The sequence below is a fragment of the Micromonospora sicca genome (assembly GCF_003172935.1).
In the GTDB taxonomy this organism is placed as follows: domain Bacteria; phylum Actinomycetota; class Actinomycetes; order Mycobacteriales; family Micromonosporaceae; genus Micromonospora; species Micromonospora sicca.
Window position 1 is genome coordinate 1 of the sequence record NZ_QGKS01000108.1, and the last position, 17828, is coordinate 17828.

Below are 17828 nucleotides of genomic sequence, written 5' to 3' on the forward strand. Positions count from 1 at the left end.
GCCCGCGACGGGTACGCGGTGGCCGAGCCGGCGGTGGCGCCGGTGGCGCGGCACCGGCTCACCCGCGCGGTCCGGGCGGCGTTCGCCCGGCGGGCCGGGGCGCGGCTCGGGTTCGCCGAGCCCGCACAGCCGGCGCGGGGCCGTCAGCCGCGGCACCCGGTCGAGGTCATGCCCCGACGGACGCCGCTCGCCGGCACCCGCTCCCGGCCCGCGCGGCGCGAGCGGACCACCGACTCCGGCGCGGTCACGCCGGACCGGACCGGACCGGCACGGGCGGGGATCGGCGCGGCCGGGGGGCACGCCGAGATCATCCCGCCCGTGCCGGTCCACCGACTCCGACCGGCCTCGTCCGCCCCGGTCCGGGCGGCGGGCGGCGGGACCCCGCCCGGCCTGGCGACCGTCGGGCCACCGGCGGCGGGGTCCACCACGGGACGGCCGGGCACTGTCGTCCCGCTCGTCGGATCACCGCGGCCGGCACCGCCGAGCCGTCGGCGACGGCCGGTCGCCCCGGTCGGGAACGCGGCGCCGTCCGTACCGGTCGGGTCCCCGGTCAGGCTGTCCGACGCCACGGTCCGGCGCCGTCGAACCGGGCCCGCCGCGGCCGGACCGATCCTCCGCGCCGCCGCCTGAGCCAGCGGCGGAGGCGTCCGGGAGCGGGTCAGCGGCCGGCGAGGAACGCCAGCGCGCGTGCCCAGGTGCGCTCGGCGGCCACCGGGTCGTGGTCGGGCAGGTCCGGGTCGGTGTAGAGGTGCCCGGGCCCCGGGTAGCGGTACACCGACAGGTCCGCCCCGGCGGCGGTCATCGCCCGCCGCCACTCGTCCACCTCGTCCTGCGGGTCGTACTCGTCCGGGTCGGCGAGGTGCAGCTGCACCGGCAGCCCCGGACGCACCGCCTCCGGCGCGCCCGCGGTGCCGTGCAGCAGGAGCAGGGCCGCCGCGGCGGGCCGCTCGGCGAGCAGCGCCCCGGCCACCCCGGCGCCCATCGATAAGCCGGCCAGCACCGTCTCCGCCGGCAGGTCCGCCGCTGCGGCGCGGGCCCGGTCGAGCACGGTGTCCCGGCCGACCTTGTCGAGCAGGGCGAAGCCGTCCTCGACGGTGTTCGCGGCCGGTAGTCCGTACAGGTCGGGGGTGACCACCTGGTGCCCGGCGGCACGCAACCGGTCGGCGGCGGCGAGCACCGCGGGGCGCAGCCCGTACACGGAATGCAAGAGCAGGATCTGTCCCATCCGGCCATCGTGCCGCAGCTCTCCGACGGCGCGGCGCCGCCGGGCCGGGTGGCGGGCGACGATCCGGCCGCTCAGCCCGGCTCGGCGCGGGCCGCCAGGGTCCGGCTGCGGCCGCGGAACTCGGCGACCACCTCGTCGTCCCGCCAGACCGTCACGTCGTAGATGCCGCTGCGGCCGTACCGGGTGCGTTCGGTGGCCCGGGCCTCCAGCAGGTCGCCCTCGCGAACCGGGCGGAGGAAGCTGATCTCGCCGCCGGCGGCGACGGTCACCGGCCCGTGGCTGTTGCAGGCCAGCGCGAACGCGGTGTCGGCGAGCAGGAAGACGAAGCCGCCGTGGCCGATGGCGTGGCCGTTGAGCATGGCCGCGGTGACCCGCATCCGGGCCACGGCCGCGCCGTCGGCGGCGGAGACCAGCTCGATGCCGAGCCCCTTGGAGGCCACGTCGGCGTCGAACATCTCGTGCGCCGCCGTACGGTCGCCCCGCTCCCCCACGTCAGCGCCCCTGCCGCTGGTCCACGATCCGGCGCATCTTGCCCATCGACCGTTCCACCCCGTCCGGCTCGATCACCTGCACCGCGACGCTGACCCCGATGGTGTTCTTGACCTGCTCCACCAGCGCCGCCCCGGCCCGGGCGGCCTCGTCGGCGGCCACCCCGGCCCGGCGCTCCACCTTGACGGTGAGCGTGTCCATCCGGCCCTGCCGGTCCAGCACGCACTGGAAGTGCGGCGACAGCGCCGGGGTACGCAGGATCAGCTCCTCGATCTGGGTGGGGAAGACGTTCACCCCGCGCACGATCATCATGTCGTCGGTCCGCCCGGTGATCTTCTCGATCCGGCGCATCGTGCGGGCCGTGCCGGGCAGCAGCCGGGTGAGGTCCCGGGTGCGGTAGCGGACCACCGGCATGGCCTCCCTGGTCAGCGAGGTGAGCACCAGCTCGCCCTGCTCGCCGTCGGGCAGCACCGCGCCGGTGACCGGGTCGATGATCTCCGGGTAGAAGTGGTCCTCCCACAGGTGCAGGCCGTCCTTGGTCTCCACGCACTCGACCGCCACCCCGGGACCCATCACCTCGGAGAGCCCGTAGATGTCCACCGCGTGCATGTCGAGCCGTTGCTCCATCTCGCGGCGCATGTCCTCGGTCCACGGCTCGGCGCCGAAGACGCCGACCCGCAGCGAGGTGGACTTCGGGTCGACGCCCTGCCGTTCCATCTCGTCCACGATGGCCAGCATGTAGCTGGGGGTGACCATGATGACGTCCGGCTCGAAGTCGCGGATCAGCATGACCTGCCGCTCGGTCATGCCGCCGGAGACCGGGATGACTGTGCAGCCCAACTCCTCGGCGCCGTAGTGGGCGCCGAGCCCGCCGGTGAACAGGCCGTAGCCGTACGCCACGTGCACCCGGTCGCCGGGCCGGCCGCCGGCGGCCCGGATGGACCGGGCCATCAGCCGGGCCCAGGTGGCGAGGTCCTCCTTCGTGTACCCGACGACGGTGGGCCGGCCGGTGGTGCCGGACGAGGCGTGCAGCCGGGCGATCTGCTCCCGGGGAACGGCGAACATGCCGAACGGGTAGTTCTCCCGCAGGTCGGCCTTGCCGGTGAACGGGAAGCGGGCCAGGTCGGCCAGCTGCCGGCAGTCGTCGGGGTGGACGCCCGCCGCCTCGAAGGCCCGGCGGTAGTGCGGCACGTGGTCGTACGCGTGCCGCAGCGACCGGCGCAGCCGGTCCAGTTGCAGCGCCCGCAGCTCGTCGACGCCGGCCCGTTCCACGGGCTCCAGCTCCTCCGGACGAGGGGTGCGGTCCTGCACGGTTGCCTCCTGCGCGACGGTGTCCCGACGCCGCTCGGGCGCCGGGCGATGCTGGGTACCGTACGCCCGTACCGGCTCGTGGTGCCAGGTCAGGTGGCGCGCACCGGCCCGGGAGCGACGCGGGTCAGCGGGCGGCGGGCAGCCGGTGCAGCGCGTCGACCAGCGGCGCCAGCTCGGGGGTCCGCTCCCCCTCGGCCAGGGCGTCCGCCAGCACCCGGTCGTGGGTGGGCTGGGCCCGGGCGAGCAGCTCGGAGCCGGTCGGGGTCAGTTCGGTGTAGATGCCGCGCCGGTCGTCCTCGCAGAGGATCCGGGTCAGCAGGCCGCGGTCCTCGAGTCGGGTGACGAGGCGGGTGGTGGCGCTGCCGGAGAGCGCCGCGGCCCGGGCCAGCTGCCGCATCCGCATGTGCCAGCCGTCCTGGCGGGACAGGGCGTCCAGCACCGTGTACTCCACGACGGAGAGGTCGTGCTCGGCCTGGAGGGCGCGCTCCAGCGCCGTCTCGATCAGGCCGTGCAGGGCGGCGAGGGTACGCCAGCCCTGGGCGCGGATCTCGACCGCGTCGTCGCCGATCCCCATGACGCCCCCTCCGGTGTGACGTGGACGCCTCTCAGGCTAGCACGCTTGCGCCGATATCAGGCGCGTGCAACTATTTCGTTGCCAGCGCGGGTAGTTGCACGCGCTGCTTGTCTTCTTGGGCACGAATTCCGACACACGGATGGGGACGTCATGTCTCAGCGCACCTCCGCCCTGCCCGGCGGCCTGATCGCCCTCGCGATCGGGGCGTTCGGCATCGGGCTGACCGAGTTCGTGATCATGGGGCTGCTCCCCCAGGTCGCGGCGGACTTCGCGGTCACCGAGTCGGTCGCCGGCTGGTTGATCTCCGGCTACGCGCTCAGCGTGGCCGTCGGCGGGGTCGCCCTCACCGCCGCGGTCACCCGGCTGCGGCGCAAGAACGTCCTGCTCGGCCTGATGGTGCTCTTCATCGCCGGCAACCTGGTCTCCGCCCTGGCCGGCGACTACGCCACGATGCTGGCCGGCCGGATCGTCGCCGCCCTCTGCCACGGCGCGTTCTTCGGCATCGGCGCGGTGGTGGCCGCCGGCCTGGTCGCACCGGCCCGGCGGGCCGGGGCGATCGCGCTGATGTTCGCCGGCCTGACCACCGCGAACGTGCTCGGCGTGCCGTTCGGCACGTTCCTCGGCCAGCACCTCGGCTGGCGGGCCACCTTCTGGGCGATCACCGGCGTCGGTGTGGTGGCGCTGATCGGGCTGGCCCTGCTGGTGCCCGGTCGCGGACCGGCCACCGACGCCGCGCCCGCCGGCGGGCTCCGCGGCGAGCTGCGCGCCTTCACCCACCGGCAGGTGTGGTTCTCGCTGGTGATCACCATCCTCGGCTTCGGCGGCATGTTCGGCGCCTTCACCTACATCGCGTACACCCTGACCGAGGTGAGCGGCTTCGCCACCGCGACGGTGCCGTGGCTGCTGGTGCTGTTCGGGGTGGGACTCTTCGCGGGCAACCTGGCCGGTGGGCGGGCGGCGGACGTGTCACTGTCCCGCACCCTGGTCATCGTGCTGGCGGTGCTCACCGTGGTGCTGGTCGGCTTCGCGCTGACCGCCACCAGCCCGGTGCTGACCGTCGCCGGCCTGCTGCTGATGGGCGCGTTCGGTTTCGCCACCGTGCCGCCGCTGCAGATGCGGATCACGAAGTACGCCCACCAGGCCCCCACCCTCGCCTCCGGCGCGAACATCGCCGCCTTCAACGTCGGCAACGCCCTGGGGGCCTGGATCGGCGGGGTCACCATCAGCGCGGGGCTCGGCTACACCGCGCCCATCTGGGCCGGTGCCGCCCTCACCCTGCTCGGGCTGGTCGTGCTGCTGGTCGCCGAGCGGCTCGCCCGGCACGAGCCCGGCCGCGCCGCCGCCCCCGCCGACCTGGTCGACGCCGCGGCCTGACCCGGCGGACTGCGGCCTGCGGGCATTCACGCACCGTGACCGACGCCGCGGCTTGACACGTCGGGTGAGCGATATGACTGCCAGTCATAAATATGCCTGACAGTCATATCGCTCGTCGGCACACTGCTCGCCGGCGGGCACCGCCGGCCGCGTACGCGCGGGGTTATGCTCGGCCGGAGACCGGCGGTGGGGCCCGCCGTCCCGGGCCACGCCGGGAGAACCGCGACACGCTCGCCAACGGTCCCTGCCAGTGATGCCCGTCCTGGTGGGGAGGCACCGTGACACCACCCGAGTTCCGCGTCGACCCCGACGTCGACCTGCACGTACCCGCCGACCGGGCGGAGCTGACCGCCCACCCCGCGACAGTGCTCGGGGCCATCGCCGCCGGCGGCGTGCTCGGGGCGCTGGCCCGGGCCGGCATCCAGGCCGCGTTCCCGCACCCGCCGACCGGCTTCCCGTGGGCCACCTTCGGCATCAACGTCACCGGCTGCCTGCTGATCGGCGCGCTGATGGCGGTGCTCGGGGCCCGACCGGCCCACCCGCTGGTCCGGCCGTTCCTCGGCGTCGGGGTGCTCGGCGGCTTCACCACCTTCTCCGCGTACGCGGTCGACGCGCAGCGCGCGGTGGCCGCGGGCGCGGCGGGCACCGCGCTGGCGTACCTCGCGGCGACGCTGGTCGGGGCGCTGCTGGCCGTCCAGGTCGGGGACGCGGCGGCCGCCCGCCTGCTGCGGCGGCGGGCGGCGCGGTGACCGTCCTGCTGATCGCGCTCGGCGCGGCGCTCGGCGCGCCGCTGCGCTACCTGACCGACCGGGCCGTGCAGACCCGGCACGACTCGCCGTTCCCGTGGGGGACGCTGACCGTCAACGTGGCCGGGTCGCTGCTGCTCGGCGCGGTCGCCGCGGTGCCGGCCGCGCCGGCGGTGACCGCGCTGGTCGGCACCGGGTTCTGCGGCGCGCTGACCACCTGGTCCACGCTCAGCTACGAGACGCTGCGGCTGACCCGGGCGGGCGCCCGCTGGCACGCCGCGGCCAACGCGCTGGGCAGCGTGGTCGCCGGGCTGGGCGCGGCCTCGCTCGGCTACGCCCTCGCCCACGCCCTCACCGGCTGACCCGCACGTCGGTCGACGTCCGTCACCCGGCCCGGCAGGTGCCGGTCAGCGGGCGGGGGCGCGCAGCGCCACCACCGGGCCGAGCACGAAGACCGCCGGTGGCCGCACCCCCTCCCGGACGGTCAGCGCACCGACCTCGTCGAGCCGGCTCGGCAGCGCCCGCTGGCCCGGGAGGCCGGCGTCCTGCACCGCCAGCACCGGTGACCCTGGGTCCCGGCCGTGCTCGATCAGCACGGCCGCGATCTTCGCGACGGTGTCCACGGCCATCAGCAGCACCACCGTCCCCCTGGCCCGGGCCAGCGCCGGCCAGTCCACCAGCGAGTCCGGGTGACCGGGCGGCAGGTGGCCGGAGACCACGGTGACGTCGTGCGCCACCCCCCGGTGGGTGACCGGCACGCCGGCCAGCGCCGGCGCGGCGAGCGCGCTGCTCACCCCCGGCACCAGCACGGTCTCCACCCCGGCCGCCGCGCAGGCCTGGACCTCCTCGTGGCCACGGCCGAAGACGTACGAGTCGCCGCCCTTGAGCCGGACCACCCGCCTGCCGGCGCGGGCGTGCGCGACGAGGGTGTCGTTGATGGTGTCCTGCCCCACCGACGGCCCGCGCGGCACCTTCGCCGCGTCCACCACCAGCACCTCGGGGCGCAGCCCGGACAGCAGGCCGGTCGGGGCGAGCCGGTCGGCCACCACCACGTCCGCGGCGTCCAGCAGCGCCCTCCCCCGTACGGTGATCAGGTCGTCGGGGCCGGGCCCGCCGCCGACGATGGCGACCTGGCCCGGGCGCAGCCCCGGGTAGTGGTGGTGGTGATCATGGTGGTGGTGACCGTGGCCGCCGGCCGGGTCGTCGGGGTGGTGGTGCGGGGTCTGCGGCCGGCCCACCTTGTCGGCGAACCCGGGCAGCGCCACCCGGTACGCGCAGGTGTCGCAGTTCATCCGGATGTCCCCACGCAGCGCCTCGGCGTGCCGCTCGAGCACCAGGTCGGCCAGCGCGTCGCAGTCGCCGATCGGGTCGGCCACCCGCACGTCCAGCTCCGGATGCTCGGCGGCGTACGCCTCGGACTGCGCCACGATCCGGTCCGGCAGCACCCCGGCGAAGAGGAAGTACGGGGCGACCACGATCCGCCGGGCGCCGAGCCGGCGCAGCCGCTTCAGCACCGCGGGCACGGACGGTTCGGCGAGGGAGATGAACCCGGGCTCGACGCCGGCGTAGCCGCGCCCCTCCCAGAGCAGCCGGGCCACCTTGGCGACCTCGGCGTTGGCGTCCGGGTCGGTGGAGCCGCGCCCGATCAGGGCGACCCAGGTGCCCGCCCGGTCGTCGCCGGCGAGGACGGCGTCGATCCGCGCGGCGAGGGTCTCCTGCAGCAGCGGGTGCGGCCCGAGCGGCCGGCCGTAGGCGTACCGCAGGCCCGGGTGGCGCTGCTTCTCCCGGGCCAGCGCGGCGGGAATGTCGCCCTTGCCGTGGCCGGCCGCGGCGAGCACCAGCGGCAGCGCCACCAGGTTCCGGTGTCCCCGCCCGACCAGCGCGCCGACCGCGTCGGTCAACGGCGGCCGGGACAGCTCGATGAAGCCGCCCTCGACGTCGTCGACCAGGCCCCGACGGCGGATCCGGTCGACCAGGGCGGCGAACTGGGCCACGCCGGGGGCACTGCGGGTGCCGTGCCCGACGATCAGCAGCGGGGTGCGGTCCGGGGTCACGGCTTCTCCTCCAGGTACAACAGGGCGTTGAGGGCGGCGGCGGCCACCGCGGAGCCGCCCTTCTCGCCCACGTTGGACACCGCGGGCAGGCCGCTGGCCCGCAGCGCCTCCTTGGACTCGGCGGCGCCGACGAAGCCGACCGGCAGCCCGACGACCAGCGCGGGCGCCGCGTCGAGGGCGATCAGCTCGACCAGCGCGGTCGGCGCGCAGCCGACCACCCAGACCGCCCCGGGTCCGACCCGGTCGTACGCGATCCGCACCGCCGCGGCCGAGCGGGTGCGGCCGGTCTGCCGGGCCAGCGCGGCGGCGGCCGGCTCGGCGAGCGGGCAGACGACGTCCCGGCCGGTGACCCCGGCGGCGACCATCCAGACGTCGGTGACGACCGGCGCGCCGGCCCGCAGCGCGGCCAGCCCGGCCGCGAGGGCGGCCTCGTCGCAGACCAGGCCCGTGACGTAGTCGAGGTCGGCGCTGGCGTGCACCACCCGCTCGGTGACCGCCCGGGTCAGCGGCGGCAGGTGGGTCAGGTCGACCCGGGACCGCAGGATGCGGTAGGACTCCTGCTCGATGGGGTGCACGACGCGAGTCATCGGCCCGCCTGCCCGTACCGGCGGTCGAAGCCGCGCAGCCGCCACACCACGATCGCGCCGCCCCAGGCCAGCGCGAACAGCGCCACCACCGCGTAGCCGAGCTGCTCGAAGTGGTCGGCGATCGAGGCGTACCCAGCGAGCGCGGTGACGCCGAAGCGGTCGGTGAGCAGCGCGGCCAGGTAGACGCTGGCGACCAGGCCGCCGACCAGCACGGTCATCCCGGTGGTGGCCAGGTTGTACCAGAGCCGCCGGGCCGGCTGCCGGTACGCCCACGAGTAGGCGCGGCTCATCAGCAGGCTGTCCGCGGTGTCCATGGCGGACATTCCGGCGGCGAAGAGGAGCGGCAGGGTGAGCAGGGCCAGCACCGGCAGGCCACCGGCCGCCGCGGTGCTGGCGGAGAGCGCCAGCAGGGTCACCTCGCTGGCCGTTTCCAGGCCGAGGCCGAAGAGGAACCCGACCGGGGCCATGTGCCACGAGGAGCGGACCAGCGTCCGGGCGCGGGCGCCGAGCACCCGGTGCAGCAGCCCCCGGTTGAGCAGCAGCAGGTCCAGCTCGGACTCGTCCAGCGCCCCGCCGCGCAGCCGCCGCCAGAGCCGGACCAGCCCGGTCAGCACCACGGCGTTGAGCACGGCGACGAGCGCCAGGAACAGCGTGGCGGCGATCACGGCGATCGTCGCGCCGACCTCGCGGATCCGGGTCAGCCCGGTGCCGGTGAAGTGCGCCGAGGCGAGGCCGATCACCAGGGCGAGCAGCAGCACCACGGCGCTGTGCCCGAGGGCGAAGAAGAAGCCGACGCCGACCGGCCGCCGGCCGCGCAGGAGCATCAGCCGGGTGGTGTCGTCGATCGCCGCGATGTGATCGGCGTCGAAGGCGTGCCGCACCCCCAGCAGGTACGCCAGGGTGCCGGCGCCGGCCAGCCCGCCGGCCGCCACCGGCTGGTGGTTCCAGTACAGGTACAGGCTGACGCCGACGACGTGCAGCATGGCGACGGCGCAGACGATGCCGCCGAGGCGTACCCGCTCGGCTCGGCTCCACCGGCCGGTGGGCGGGGCGACGGTGGTCTGGGTCATCGTTCTCCTCGGTTCTCGGGGTTGACGCGGATGGCGTCCACGGGGCAGATCTCCAGGCATTCCAGGCAGCCGGTGCACCGGTCGGCGCGGACGGTCAGGCCGCCGGGCACCGGGCGCAGGGCGTGCTCGGGGCAGGTCAGCAGGCAGGCGCCGCAGCCCTGGCAGGCGTCGACGGTCACCGGCGCGGTCCGCCCGGCGCCGACGGGCGCGGGCGGGGCCGGCGGCGGGCCGGCGGTCACGGGTGCCACCGGTAGCCGCGGGGCGTGACCATCCGGCCGGCCACGATCCGGGTCTGCGAGCTGCCGACGACGACCACGCTGTACATGTCGACCAGCGCCGGGTCGAGGGTGGCCAGGGTGGCCAGGTGCACCCGCTCGCCGGGCCGGCTGGCGTTGCGCACCACGCCGACCGGGGTGTGCGGCGGGCGGTGCGCGGCGAAGGTCCGCAGGGCCGCGCCGAGCTGCCAGTCCCGGGCCCGGCTGCGCGGGTTGTAGAGCAGCGCCACGAAGTCCCCCTCGGCGGCGGCGGCGACCCGGCGCGCGATGACCTCCCACGGGGTGTGCAGGTCGGACAGGCTCAGGTAGGCGTGGTCGTGGCCGAGCGGCGCGCCGAGCAGCGCGGACGCGGCGAGGGCGGCGGTCACCCCGGGCACGCCGACCACGTCGATCCGCTCGTCGGCGTGGTCGAGGGCGGGGCTGGCCATCGCGTACACCCCGGCGTCGCCGGAACCGACCACCGCGACGGCGTGCCCGGCGGCGGCCTCGGCGACCGCGACCCGGGCCCGTTCCTCCTCCGCCCCGAGCCCGCTGGCCAGCACTCGGGTGCCGGGCCGGAGCAGGTCGCGGACCTGGTCGACGTACTGGTCGAGGCCGACGACCACGGCGGCCCGGCGCAGCTCGGCCACCGCGCGCGGGGTGCGCAGGTCGGCCGCGCCGGGGCCGAGGCCGACGATCGCCAGCCGGCCGCGCGGGGCGTGCCGGGCGACCGCGACGGTGGCCATCGCCGAGGCGGTCTTCGGCACCAGCAGGGTGCCGCCGCCGCGCAGCGCGGCGGCCTCCGCGACGCTGGGGGTGCCGACCGCGGTCCGGACCACCTCGCTGGGATGCGGCACGTCCACCGCCACCAGCTCCGCGACCGGCCAGGTATCCAGGGGTACGCCGAGGGCGTCGGCGGTCGCCACGATGCCCGCCTCGTCGGCCTTCAGGTCGACGCTGGCCAGGCAGCGCAGGCTGGCCGGGCTGAGGCCGGCGTCGGCGAGGGCCCGGTGCAGCAGGTCGGTCACCTCGGCGGCGGTCACGCCCCGGCTGGAGCCGATCCCGGCGACCAGCGACGGCGGGCGCAGCACGGCGGTCCGCCCGTCCAACGGCACGATCCGGTCGGTGACCAGCAGCCGCCAGCCTTGGTCGTCCCCGGCCGGCTGGTCGTCCCCGGGCGGCGTGGGCACGACCGGCCCGGTACTGGTAGATGTCGGCGCGGGAGCGGCGGACGCGGGACCAGCCGACGTGGGTCCGGTCGTCGCGGGCAGATGCGGCGGGGCGAGCTGGACGTTCTCCGGAAGCGCGGGCAGCGGCCAGGTGGCGTCGGCGACGAGCCGGACCGGTTCGCCGTCGAGGATGGCGCGGGTCACCGCGGCCACCGCCCCCTCGACCGGCCAGCCGAGCGTGTCCAGCCCGGGCAGGCCGGTCGCGTCGGTCGCGGTGCTGACCACCGGCCGGGCGTCGAGCAGCGCGGCGACCTCGGCGGCGAGGGCGTTCGCGCCGCCGGCGTGGCCGCCGAGCAGGGCGATCGCGTGCCGGGCCGCCTCGTCGACCACCACCACGGCCGGGTCGGTGCGCTTGTCGCCGAGCAGCGGTGCGAGGACGCGGACCACCGCCCCGGTGGCCAGGAAGGCCACCACCGCGTCACAGCCGGTCCAGGCGGCGCGCAGCGCGTCGGCGACGGTCGCCCCCTCGACGGGACGGGCGTGCGGCCAGGCGGCGGCGAGGGTGCGGACGCGCCGGCGGCCGGCGGCGGTGGCCGCGACCAGCCCGATGGTGGCCGGACCACCGCTCGCGCCGCGCCCCGGCGGCGAGGTGACCGGGTCCCCGGAGCGGGTGCCCAGCGGGTGGTGGGTCGTCGCGTCGGTGGCGGCGCCGTCCGGGGAGTGGCGCGCGGGGCCTCCCGGGCCGGTGCCGAGGTGGGGGGTCAGGGCGGACGTCACGGGCGCTCTCCGGTGAGGACGACGACGGGGTTGGTGGCGGCGAGCCGGATCGACCCGCCGGGCAGGTCGGCGAGGCGGGCGGCGGCGAGTTGGCTGCCCTCGACGGCGTAGCCGGCGGCGCGGAGCAGGTGGACGGCCGGCGCGACCCGGTCCAGCGCGGCGAGGGTCACCACCACCCGCTCCGGGTGGCGGGCCGCGACGGCGGCGAGCACGTCGGTGCCGCCCCCGCCGACGAAGGCGGCGTCCGGGGCGGGCAGTCCGGCCAGGACGGCCGGCGCGCTGCCGGTCACCACGCGGACGTCGACGCGGTGCCGCGCCGCGTTGGCCCGGACCGGGGCGGCCGGGTCGCGCTCGACGGCGACGACGGCCGCCCCGAGCAGGGCGCACTCGATGCCGACCGAGCCGCTGCCGGCCCCGACGTCCCAGATCAGCCGGCCGAGTCGGGGCCGCAGCCGAGCCACCACGAGGGCGCGCACCTCGGCTTTGGTGATCATCGAGGCGCGGTGCGCGTACGCGGACTCGGGCAGCGCCCACCCGCCGGTCGGCGCGGCGGCCGGCTGGTTGTCGACGCGCATCGCCCCGAAGGCGGGCACGCCGGCTTCCCCGGTTCCGGGTGCGGCGGCCGCCGGCCCGGGCAGCGGGTCGCGGGCCGGCGGGTCGGTGAGGCTGAGCAGGACATGCGGGTCGGCCCAGGCCCGCCCGGCGGCCTCCTCGGGCGTGGTCCAGGTGACCCGCTCGTCGGGCGTACCCAGGTGCTCGCCCACGAGCAGGCGGCGCGGCCAACCGACCAGGCCCGCGCCGAGCTCGGTCGCCCCGGCGCCGGGCGCGGTGAGCACCGCGACGGCGGGCAGCGCCCGGCAGGCGTTGAGCGCGGGCCTCAGATCACGGCCGTGCGCGGTGACCACCGCCGCGCCGTCCCAGGGCAGTCCGGCCCGGGCGAACACGGCGGCGACGCTGGAGACCGCGGGCAGCACCCGCAGCGGCAGGCCGGCCGCCCGCAGCCGCCGGACGATGCCGAAGAACCCGGGGTCCCCGCTGGCCAGCACGACGGCGGGGGTGCCGGCGGCGACGGCGGCGCGGAGTCGGTTCAGCGCGGAGGTGAGCGGGCCGAGGGCGGCGGTGGCGCAGCCGGGCGGCACTGGTACGGCGGCGAGGTGCCGGGCCGCGCCGACCACCAGCCCGGCACCGGCCAGCACCTCGGCCAGCCCCGGGTGCGCCGGCCGCCCGGCGGCGTCGATCCCCACCACGGTCACCGGCGCCCCGGCGGCGGGCGGCGGGGTGGTCATGCGGCCCACCGGCCGGAGGAGGCGACGATCCGGGAACCGGCGAAGTCCACCATGGCCACGTCGACCTGGACGGCGTGCCCGGCGAAGCGGAGCAGGACCTGGCGGACCCGGCGGCAGAGCAGGTCTCCGGCGGGGGTCAGCAGGCCGGCCGCCTCCCACAGCTCGTACGCGTGCCGCCCGGTGTTCGCCGCGGCGACCGCCGCGACCAGGTCGGCGTCCCCGCCGGCCTCGGCCGTCACCGCGCCGAGCAGGGAGAGGTCCACCTTGGACCGGGTGTAGTGGGTCATCAGGATGCCGGCGGCCAGCTTGGCCAGCTTGCCGGCCATGCCGACGAAGACCACCCCGGTCATGCCGTCGCCGACGGCGGCGGTGACGGCGGCCCCGGTGAAGTCGCCGACCTCGACGAAGCAGACCTCGGGCAGGTCCGGCAGGAGCGCCCGGGCGGCCCGCTCGGTACGCCCACCGGTGCAGAGCACCACGGTCCGCTCCCCCTGCGCGGCCATCACGTGCACCGCCTGCACCACGCTGGCCCGCCAGGAGGCGGTGGAGAAGGGGCGGACGATCCCGGTGGTGCCGAGGATGGAGATGCCGCCGAGGATGCCGAGCCGCCGGTTGGTGGTCTTCCGCGCCATGATCTCGCCGCGCGGCACGCTGATCACCACCCGCACGCCCACCTCGGTCAGGTCGACCACCTCGGCCACGGCCTGCCCGATCATGCGGCGCGGGGTCTCGTTGATGGCCGGCCCGCCGACCTCCAGCCCGAGCCCCGGCTTGGTGACCGTGCCGACGCCGGGACCGCCGTCCAGGCGCAACCCCGGAGTGTCCCGCCAGTCCACGGTGGCGGTCAGCTCCGCGCCGTGGGTGACGTCCGGGTCGTCCCCGGCGTCCTTGACCACCACCGCCTCGGCCCGCCGGCGCGGCTCCACGTCGCAGCGGGCCACCGCGAAGGTGACCCGCCGGCCGGCGGGCAGGCCGATCTCCACCGCCTGCTGCGGCACCCCGGTGACCAGGGCGGTCACCGCCGCCTTGGCCGCGGCGGTGGCGCACGCTCCGGTGGTCCAGCCGGTGCGCAGCGCGGTGGGACGGACCTTCGCGGTCCGCGGCAGGTCCGGCTCGCGCAGCGGCGGTTCGACGTACGTCATGGGCGTCCGTCGTGCCCGGTGGGGTCGACGGCGCCGGCCTGGCCGGCGCGGGCGCGGCGCAGCTCGGCGCGGGCGGCGGGCTCGGCCCGGCGGAAGGTGTGGAAGTGCCCGGGGTGGTAGAGGTGCGAGCGGGTACCGCCGGCGGCGAGCGCCGGGCCGACCAGGAAGAGGGTGTGCTTCCAGAGCTTGTGCTCCTTGACGGTCGCCTCCAGGTCGCCGAGCGAGCAGCGGACCACCAGCTCGTCGGGCCAGGTCGCCTGGTACGCGACCACGACCGGGGTGTCGGCCGGGTAGCCGCCGGCGAGCAGTTCGGCCTGCGCCTGCCCGGAGCGGGCGGCGGAGAGGAAGAGCGCCATGGTGGTGCCGTGCCGGGCGAACTCGCGGACCCGCTCCCCCGGCGGCATCGGGGTCTTGCCGCCTTCGAGGCGGGTGAGGATCACCGACTGGGCCACTTCGGGGATGGTCAGCTCGCGGCCGACGATCGCCGCCACGGCGGTGAACGAGGACACCCCGGGCACGATCTCCACGGCCAGGCCGAGGGCCCGGCAGAGGTCGAGCTGCTCCTGCACCGCGCCCCAGAGCGCGGGGTCGCCGGAGTGGATCCGGGCCACGGTCAGCCCGTGTTCGGCGGCCCGCTGGTAGAGCGGCAGCACCCCCTCGATGGGCAGCTGGGAGGAGTCGACGATCTCGGCGTCCGGGCGGGCGTGGGCGAGGACGTCGGCGTGGACCAGGCTGGCCGCCCAGACCACCACGTCGGCCTCGGCGATGACCCGGGCGGCGCGCAGGGTGAGCAGGTCGGCGGCGCCGGGGCCGGCCCCGACGAACCACACCTTTCCGGTGGCGGTCACAGTTTTCCTCCCCGGCGGTCCCGGCGGGCCGGGACCAGCAGCGTCGACAGGTACGGCAGGTCGTCGGCGTCCTCGTCGACCGGCCCGATCCGCTCGTCGGGCAGGCCGAGCGCCCGGCCGAGCACGGCGTCGTCGAGCCGGTCCTGCCGGCGCAGCTCGTCGACCAGTTCGGGGTGGCGGCGCCAGCCCTTGTAGACGACGACGGTGCCGGGGCCGGCGAGGGCGTCGGCGACCGGCACGAGTCCGGCGGTGGCCGGCAGCAGGGTCAGCGGCTCCCGGCCCTCGCAGAGCGGGACGCCGCTGCGGGCGGCCAGCTCCTGCATGGCGGTGACGCCGGGCACGGTGCGGACCTCGACGGTCGGGCGCAGCGCGCGCACGCCGTGGGCGAGGTAGCCGAAGGTGGAGTAGACGTTCGGGTCGCCGATGGTGGCGAACGCGACCGACCGGGAGCCCGCGTCGAAGGCGGCGGCCACCGCCCGGGCGGCGTCGTCCCAGGCCCGCTCCCGGCGGGCGGTGATCCCGCCCCGGTCGTCGAGGGCGAACGGCAGCCGGCGCAGCCGGTCCGTGGCCACGTGCGCGGCCACCGTGGCCTCGGCGCGGCCCGGGGGCGCGTCGCCGTCGGCGGCCGGCCGGTCCAGCACCGGTACGAACACCACGTCCGCCTCGCGCAGCACCCGGACCGCCTTGAGGGTCAGCAGCTCCGGATCCCCCGGCCCGACGCCGACCCCGGTGAGCACTCCGGCGCCGGCCGGTCGGGCGTGGGAACGGGTCCCCGGGGCCTGGGCCTCGACGGCCGGCCGCTGTCCATCGCGCGCGCTCACCGGCTCGCCGCCTCGACCAGCCGGCGGGCGGCCTGCGGGTGGCCCGCCCAGTGGGTGTGCAGGTAGGAGGCGTGCACCCGGCCGGCGACGAAGCCGTGCGCGGCGCCGTCCCAGCGCCAGGCGGGCCGCTCGCCGTGGCCGGGGTCGGTGACGGTGCGGTGGAACTCGTGGCCGCGTACCGGGTCGCCGGCGTGGTGGACCGGGGAGTCGGTGCCGGCGACGGCGTCGCGGTAGCCGAGGGTGAGCCGGCCCGTCATCCGGGCGGTGTGGTCGAGCCGCCCGCACATCGGCACCCCGTCGAGGGCCTTGCCGAGGTAGAGCAGCCCGGCGCACTCGGCGACGACCGGGCCGTCGAAACCGGCCAGGTCGGCGCGGAGCCCGGCGTTGGCGGCGAGCGCCTCGGCGTGCACCTCGGGGAAACCACCGCCGACCACCACGGCCCGGGTGCCGGCCGGCAGCGCCGGGTCGCGCAGCGGGTCGACGGTCACCACGTCCGCGCCGGCCGCGGTGAGCAGTTCGGTGGTCTCGGCGTAGGAGAAGGTGAAGGCCGGACCACCGGCGACCGCGACGACCGGGCGGGCGGTGCCGGCGGGGCCGCCGACGGCGCCGGCCGGGTCCCAGGCCGGGACGGTCAGCGGCGGGGCGGTCCGGGCCAGGTCCAGCACCGCGTCGAGATCCACGGTGGACTCCACCAGGTCGGCGAGCGCGGCGACGACGGCGACGGACTCGGGGGCCCGTTCGGCGACCGGCACCAGCCCGAGGTGCCGCGACGGCGCGGTCACCTCGACGGCCCGGGTGACCGCCCCCAGCACCGGCACCTCCACCTCGGCGAGCGCGTCGCGGAGCAGGGTCTCGTGCCGGGCCGAGCCGACCCGGTTGAGGATGACTCCGCCGATCCGCACGGCGAGGTCGAAGGCGCGCATGCCGAGCACCAGCGCGGCGGCGCTGCGGCCCTGCGCGGTGGTGTCGAGGACCAGCAGCACGGGCGCGTCGATCAGCCGGGCGACGTGCGCGGTGGAGGCGTACGCGCCGCGGCCGACCGCGCCGTCGTGCAGCCCCATCACCCCCTCGACCACCGCGACGTCGGCGGGGGTGGGGACGTTGGCGCCGTGCCGCAGCAGCGGCGCGATCCGCTCCTCGCCGACCAGCCAGGGGTCGAGGTTGCGGCCGGGCCGGCCGGCGGCGAGGGCGTGGTAGCCGGGGTCGATGTAGTCGGGGCCGACCTTGTGCGGGCTGACGGTGAGGCCGCGGCGGCGCAGCGCGGCGAGCAGTCCGGTGGCCACAGTCGTCTTGCCGTGCCCGCTGGCCGGCGCAGCCACGACCAGCCGGGGCAGCGCCCATGCGTCGGCCGGTGCGGTGACCGCCGGCCGCGGCAGCGCCCAGGCCCCGGTCACCACTCGATCCCCTTCTGGCCCTTCTGGCCGGCGTCCATCGGGTGCTTGATCTTGGTCAGCTCGGCGACCAGGTCGGCGGCCTCGACCAGCCGCGGGTCGGCGTCCCGGCCGGTGATGACGACGTGCTGGAAGCCGGGGCGGCTGCGCAGCGTCTCGACCACCTCGTCGACGTCCACCCAGCCCCACTTCATCGGGTAGGTGAACTCGTCGAGCACGTACAGGCCGTGGCGTTGCGCGGCCAGGTCGCGCTGGATCTGCCGCCAGCCCTCCAGGGCGTCGGCGGCGTGGTCGGCCGCGCCGCCGCGCTGGATCCAGGACCAGCCCTCGCCCATCTTGTGCCAGGCCACCGGGGCGCCCTGGCCGGTGCGCTCGTGCACCTCGCCGAGGGCGCGGAAGGCGTTCTCCTCCCCCACCCGCCACTTGGCGCTCTTGACGAACTGGAACACCCCGATCGGCAGCCCGGCCGTCCAGGCCCGCAGCGCCAGCCCGAACGCGGCGGTCGACTTCCCCTTCATCTGTCCGGTGTGGACGATGGTCAGCGGCCGGTGGCGCCGCTGCCGCGTGCTCAACCCGTCGGCGGGTACGAAGGAAGGCTTCCCCTGCGGCATCAGGCAACGCTCCTGTCGGGTCGACTCCCCGCGATCTTGCGGTTTGTGCCCCTGATGTCGGCGCTTTCGTCCGATCCGCCGGGGCGCGAAGTGCAAGAT

General features: G+C 76.7%; 18 protein-coding genes and 1 pseudogene. 4 read left to right on the forward strand and 15 right to left on the reverse strand.

The window, feature by feature from the left end:
• Positions 1 to 630: pseudogene (locus tag DKT69_RS38125) on the forward strand (hypothetical protein); the annotation flags it as partial.
• A 28-nt stretch (positions 631 to 658) separates the two neighbouring features.
• Here the strand turns inward: DKT69_RS38125 and DKT69_RS04415 are convergent.
• The 4 genes from DKT69_RS04415 to DKT69_RS04430 form a co-directional block, all read right to left on the reverse strand.
• Positions 659 to 1225, reverse strand: coding sequence for a dienelactone hydrolase family protein (locus DKT69_RS04415; RefSeq protein WP_109800317.1), 567 nt, complete (start codon positions 1223 to 1225; stop codon positions 659 to 661).
• A gap of 71 nt (positions 1226 to 1296) precedes the next feature.
• Positions 1297 to 1680 (reverse strand): hydroxyphenylacetyl-CoA thioesterase PaaI, encoded by a 384-nt coding sequence (paaI, locus tag DKT69_RS04420; RefSeq protein ID WP_109800329.1) that lies wholly within the window; start codon positions 1678 to 1680, stop codon positions 1297 to 1299.
• Between the two features lie 37 nt (positions 1681 to 1717).
• Positions 1718 to 3025, reverse strand: a complete 1308-nt coding sequence (gene paaK, locus DKT69_RS04425; protein WP_109800318.1) for a phenylacetate--CoA ligase PaaK — start codon at positions 3023 to 3025, stop codon at positions 1718 to 1720.
• A gap of 124 nt (positions 3026 to 3149) precedes the next feature.
• Positions 3150 to 3599, reverse strand: coding sequence for a MarR family winged helix-turn-helix transcriptional regulator (locus DKT69_RS04430; RefSeq protein WP_109800319.1), 450 nt, complete (start codon positions 3597 to 3599; stop codon positions 3150 to 3152).
• A gap of 150 nt (positions 3600 to 3749) precedes the next feature.
• Here DKT69_RS04430 and DKT69_RS04435 point away from each other — a divergent pair, with 150 nt between their 5' ends.
• From DKT69_RS04435 to crcB, 3 genes are all read left to right on the forward strand, one after another.
• The gene (locus DKT69_RS04435) at positions 3750 to 4973 is read left to right on the forward strand and encodes an MFS transporter (protein ID WP_236647332.1); all 1224 of its coding nucleotides are present in this window, start codon (positions 3750 to 3752) and stop codon (positions 4971 to 4973) included.
• A 278-nt stretch (positions 4974 to 5251) separates the two neighbouring features.
• Entirely contained in the window at positions 5252 to 5722 is a 471-nt protein-coding gene (locus tag DKT69_RS04440; protein ID WP_109800320.1) for a FluC/FEX family fluoride channel, read from the forward strand.
• Positions 5719 to 6081 (forward strand): fluoride efflux transporter CrcB, encoded by a 363-nt coding sequence (gene crcB / locus DKT69_RS04445; protein WP_109800321.1) that lies wholly within the window; start codon positions 5719 to 5721, stop codon positions 6079 to 6081. Before DKT69_RS04440 ends, crcB begins: the two co-directional genes overlap by 4 nt.
• 45 nt (positions 6082 to 6126) lie before the next feature.
• Here the strand turns inward: crcB and cobA are convergent, their stop codons facing one another.
• The 11 genes from cobA to cobO all read right to left on the reverse strand — a co-directional run bounded on the left by cobA (position 6127) and on the right by cobO (position 17729).
• Positions 6127 to 7773 (reverse strand): uroporphyrinogen-III C-methyltransferase, encoded by a 1647-nt coding sequence (gene cobA, locus DKT69_RS04450; RefSeq protein ID WP_109800322.1) that lies wholly within the window; start codon positions 7771 to 7773, stop codon positions 6127 to 6129.
• Positions 7770 to 8360, reverse strand: coding sequence for a precorrin-8X methylmutase (locus DKT69_RS04455; RefSeq protein ID WP_109800323.1), 591 nt, complete (start codon positions 8358 to 8360; stop codon positions 7770 to 7772). Before DKT69_RS04455 ends, cobA begins: the two co-directional genes overlap by 4 nt.
• Positions 8357 to 9430, reverse strand: coding sequence for a HoxN/HupN/NixA family nickel/cobalt transporter (locus DKT69_RS04460; protein ID WP_236647333.1), 1074 nt, complete (start codon positions 9428 to 9430; stop codon positions 8357 to 8359). Before DKT69_RS04460 ends, DKT69_RS04455 begins: the two co-directional genes overlap by 4 nt.
• Complete coding sequence (locus tag DKT69_RS04465) at positions 9427 to 9669, reverse strand: DUF362 domain-containing protein (RefSeq protein ID WP_109800325.1); 243 nt, start codon at positions 9667 to 9669, stop codon at positions 9427 to 9429. Before DKT69_RS04465 ends, DKT69_RS04460 begins: the two co-directional genes overlap by 4 nt.
• A complete protein-coding gene (cobJ, locus tag DKT69_RS04470; RefSeq protein WP_109800331.1) occupies positions 9666 to 11462 on the reverse strand; it encodes a precorrin-3B C(17)-methyltransferase in 1797 nt (598 codons plus the stop codon). The genes DKT69_RS04465 and cobJ overlap by 4 nt, the downstream gene beginning before the upstream one ends.
• Before the next feature lie 164 nt (positions 11463 to 11626).
• Positions 11627 to 12916 carry a precorrin-6y C5,15-methyltransferase (decarboxylating) subunit CbiE gene (cbiE, locus tag DKT69_RS04475; RefSeq protein ID WP_109800332.1) on the reverse strand — a complete coding sequence of 430 codons (1290 nt, stop codon included), beginning with the start codon at positions 12914 to 12916 and terminating at the stop codon, positions 11627 to 11629.
• Complete coding sequence (locus DKT69_RS04480; RefSeq protein ID WP_109800326.1) at positions 12913 to 14058, reverse strand: cobalt-precorrin-5B (C(1))-methyltransferase; 1146 nt, start codon at positions 14056 to 14058, stop codon at positions 12913 to 12915. Before DKT69_RS04480 ends, cbiE begins: the two co-directional genes overlap by 4 nt.
• A complete protein-coding gene (cobM, locus tag DKT69_RS04485; protein ID WP_109800327.1) occupies positions 14055 to 14906 on the reverse strand; it encodes a precorrin-4 C(11)-methyltransferase in 852 nt (283 codons plus the stop codon). The genes DKT69_RS04480 and cobM overlap by 4 nt, the downstream gene beginning before the upstream one ends.
• Positions 14903 to 15643 carry a precorrin-2 C(20)-methyltransferase gene (gene cobI, locus DKT69_RS04490; protein WP_109800333.1) on the reverse strand — a complete coding sequence of 247 codons (741 nt, stop codon included), beginning with the start codon at positions 15641 to 15643 and terminating at the stop codon, positions 14903 to 14905. The genes cobM and cobI overlap by 4 nt, the downstream gene beginning before the upstream one ends.
• Positions 15644 to 15723: 80 nt before the next feature.
• Complete coding sequence (locus DKT69_RS04495) at positions 15724 to 17103, reverse strand: cobyrinic acid a,c-diamide synthase CobB (RefSeq protein WP_438361801.1); 1380 nt, start codon at positions 17101 to 17103, stop codon at positions 15724 to 15726.
• 14 nt (positions 17104 to 17117) lie between these two features.
• Positions 17118 to 17729 carry a cob(I)yrinic acid a,c-diamide adenosyltransferase gene (gene cobO, locus DKT69_RS04500; RefSeq protein ID WP_109800328.1) on the reverse strand — a complete coding sequence of 204 codons (612 nt, stop codon included), beginning with the start codon at positions 17727 to 17729 and terminating at the stop codon, positions 17118 to 17120.
• Positions 17730 to 17828 lie beyond the last annotated feature (99 nt).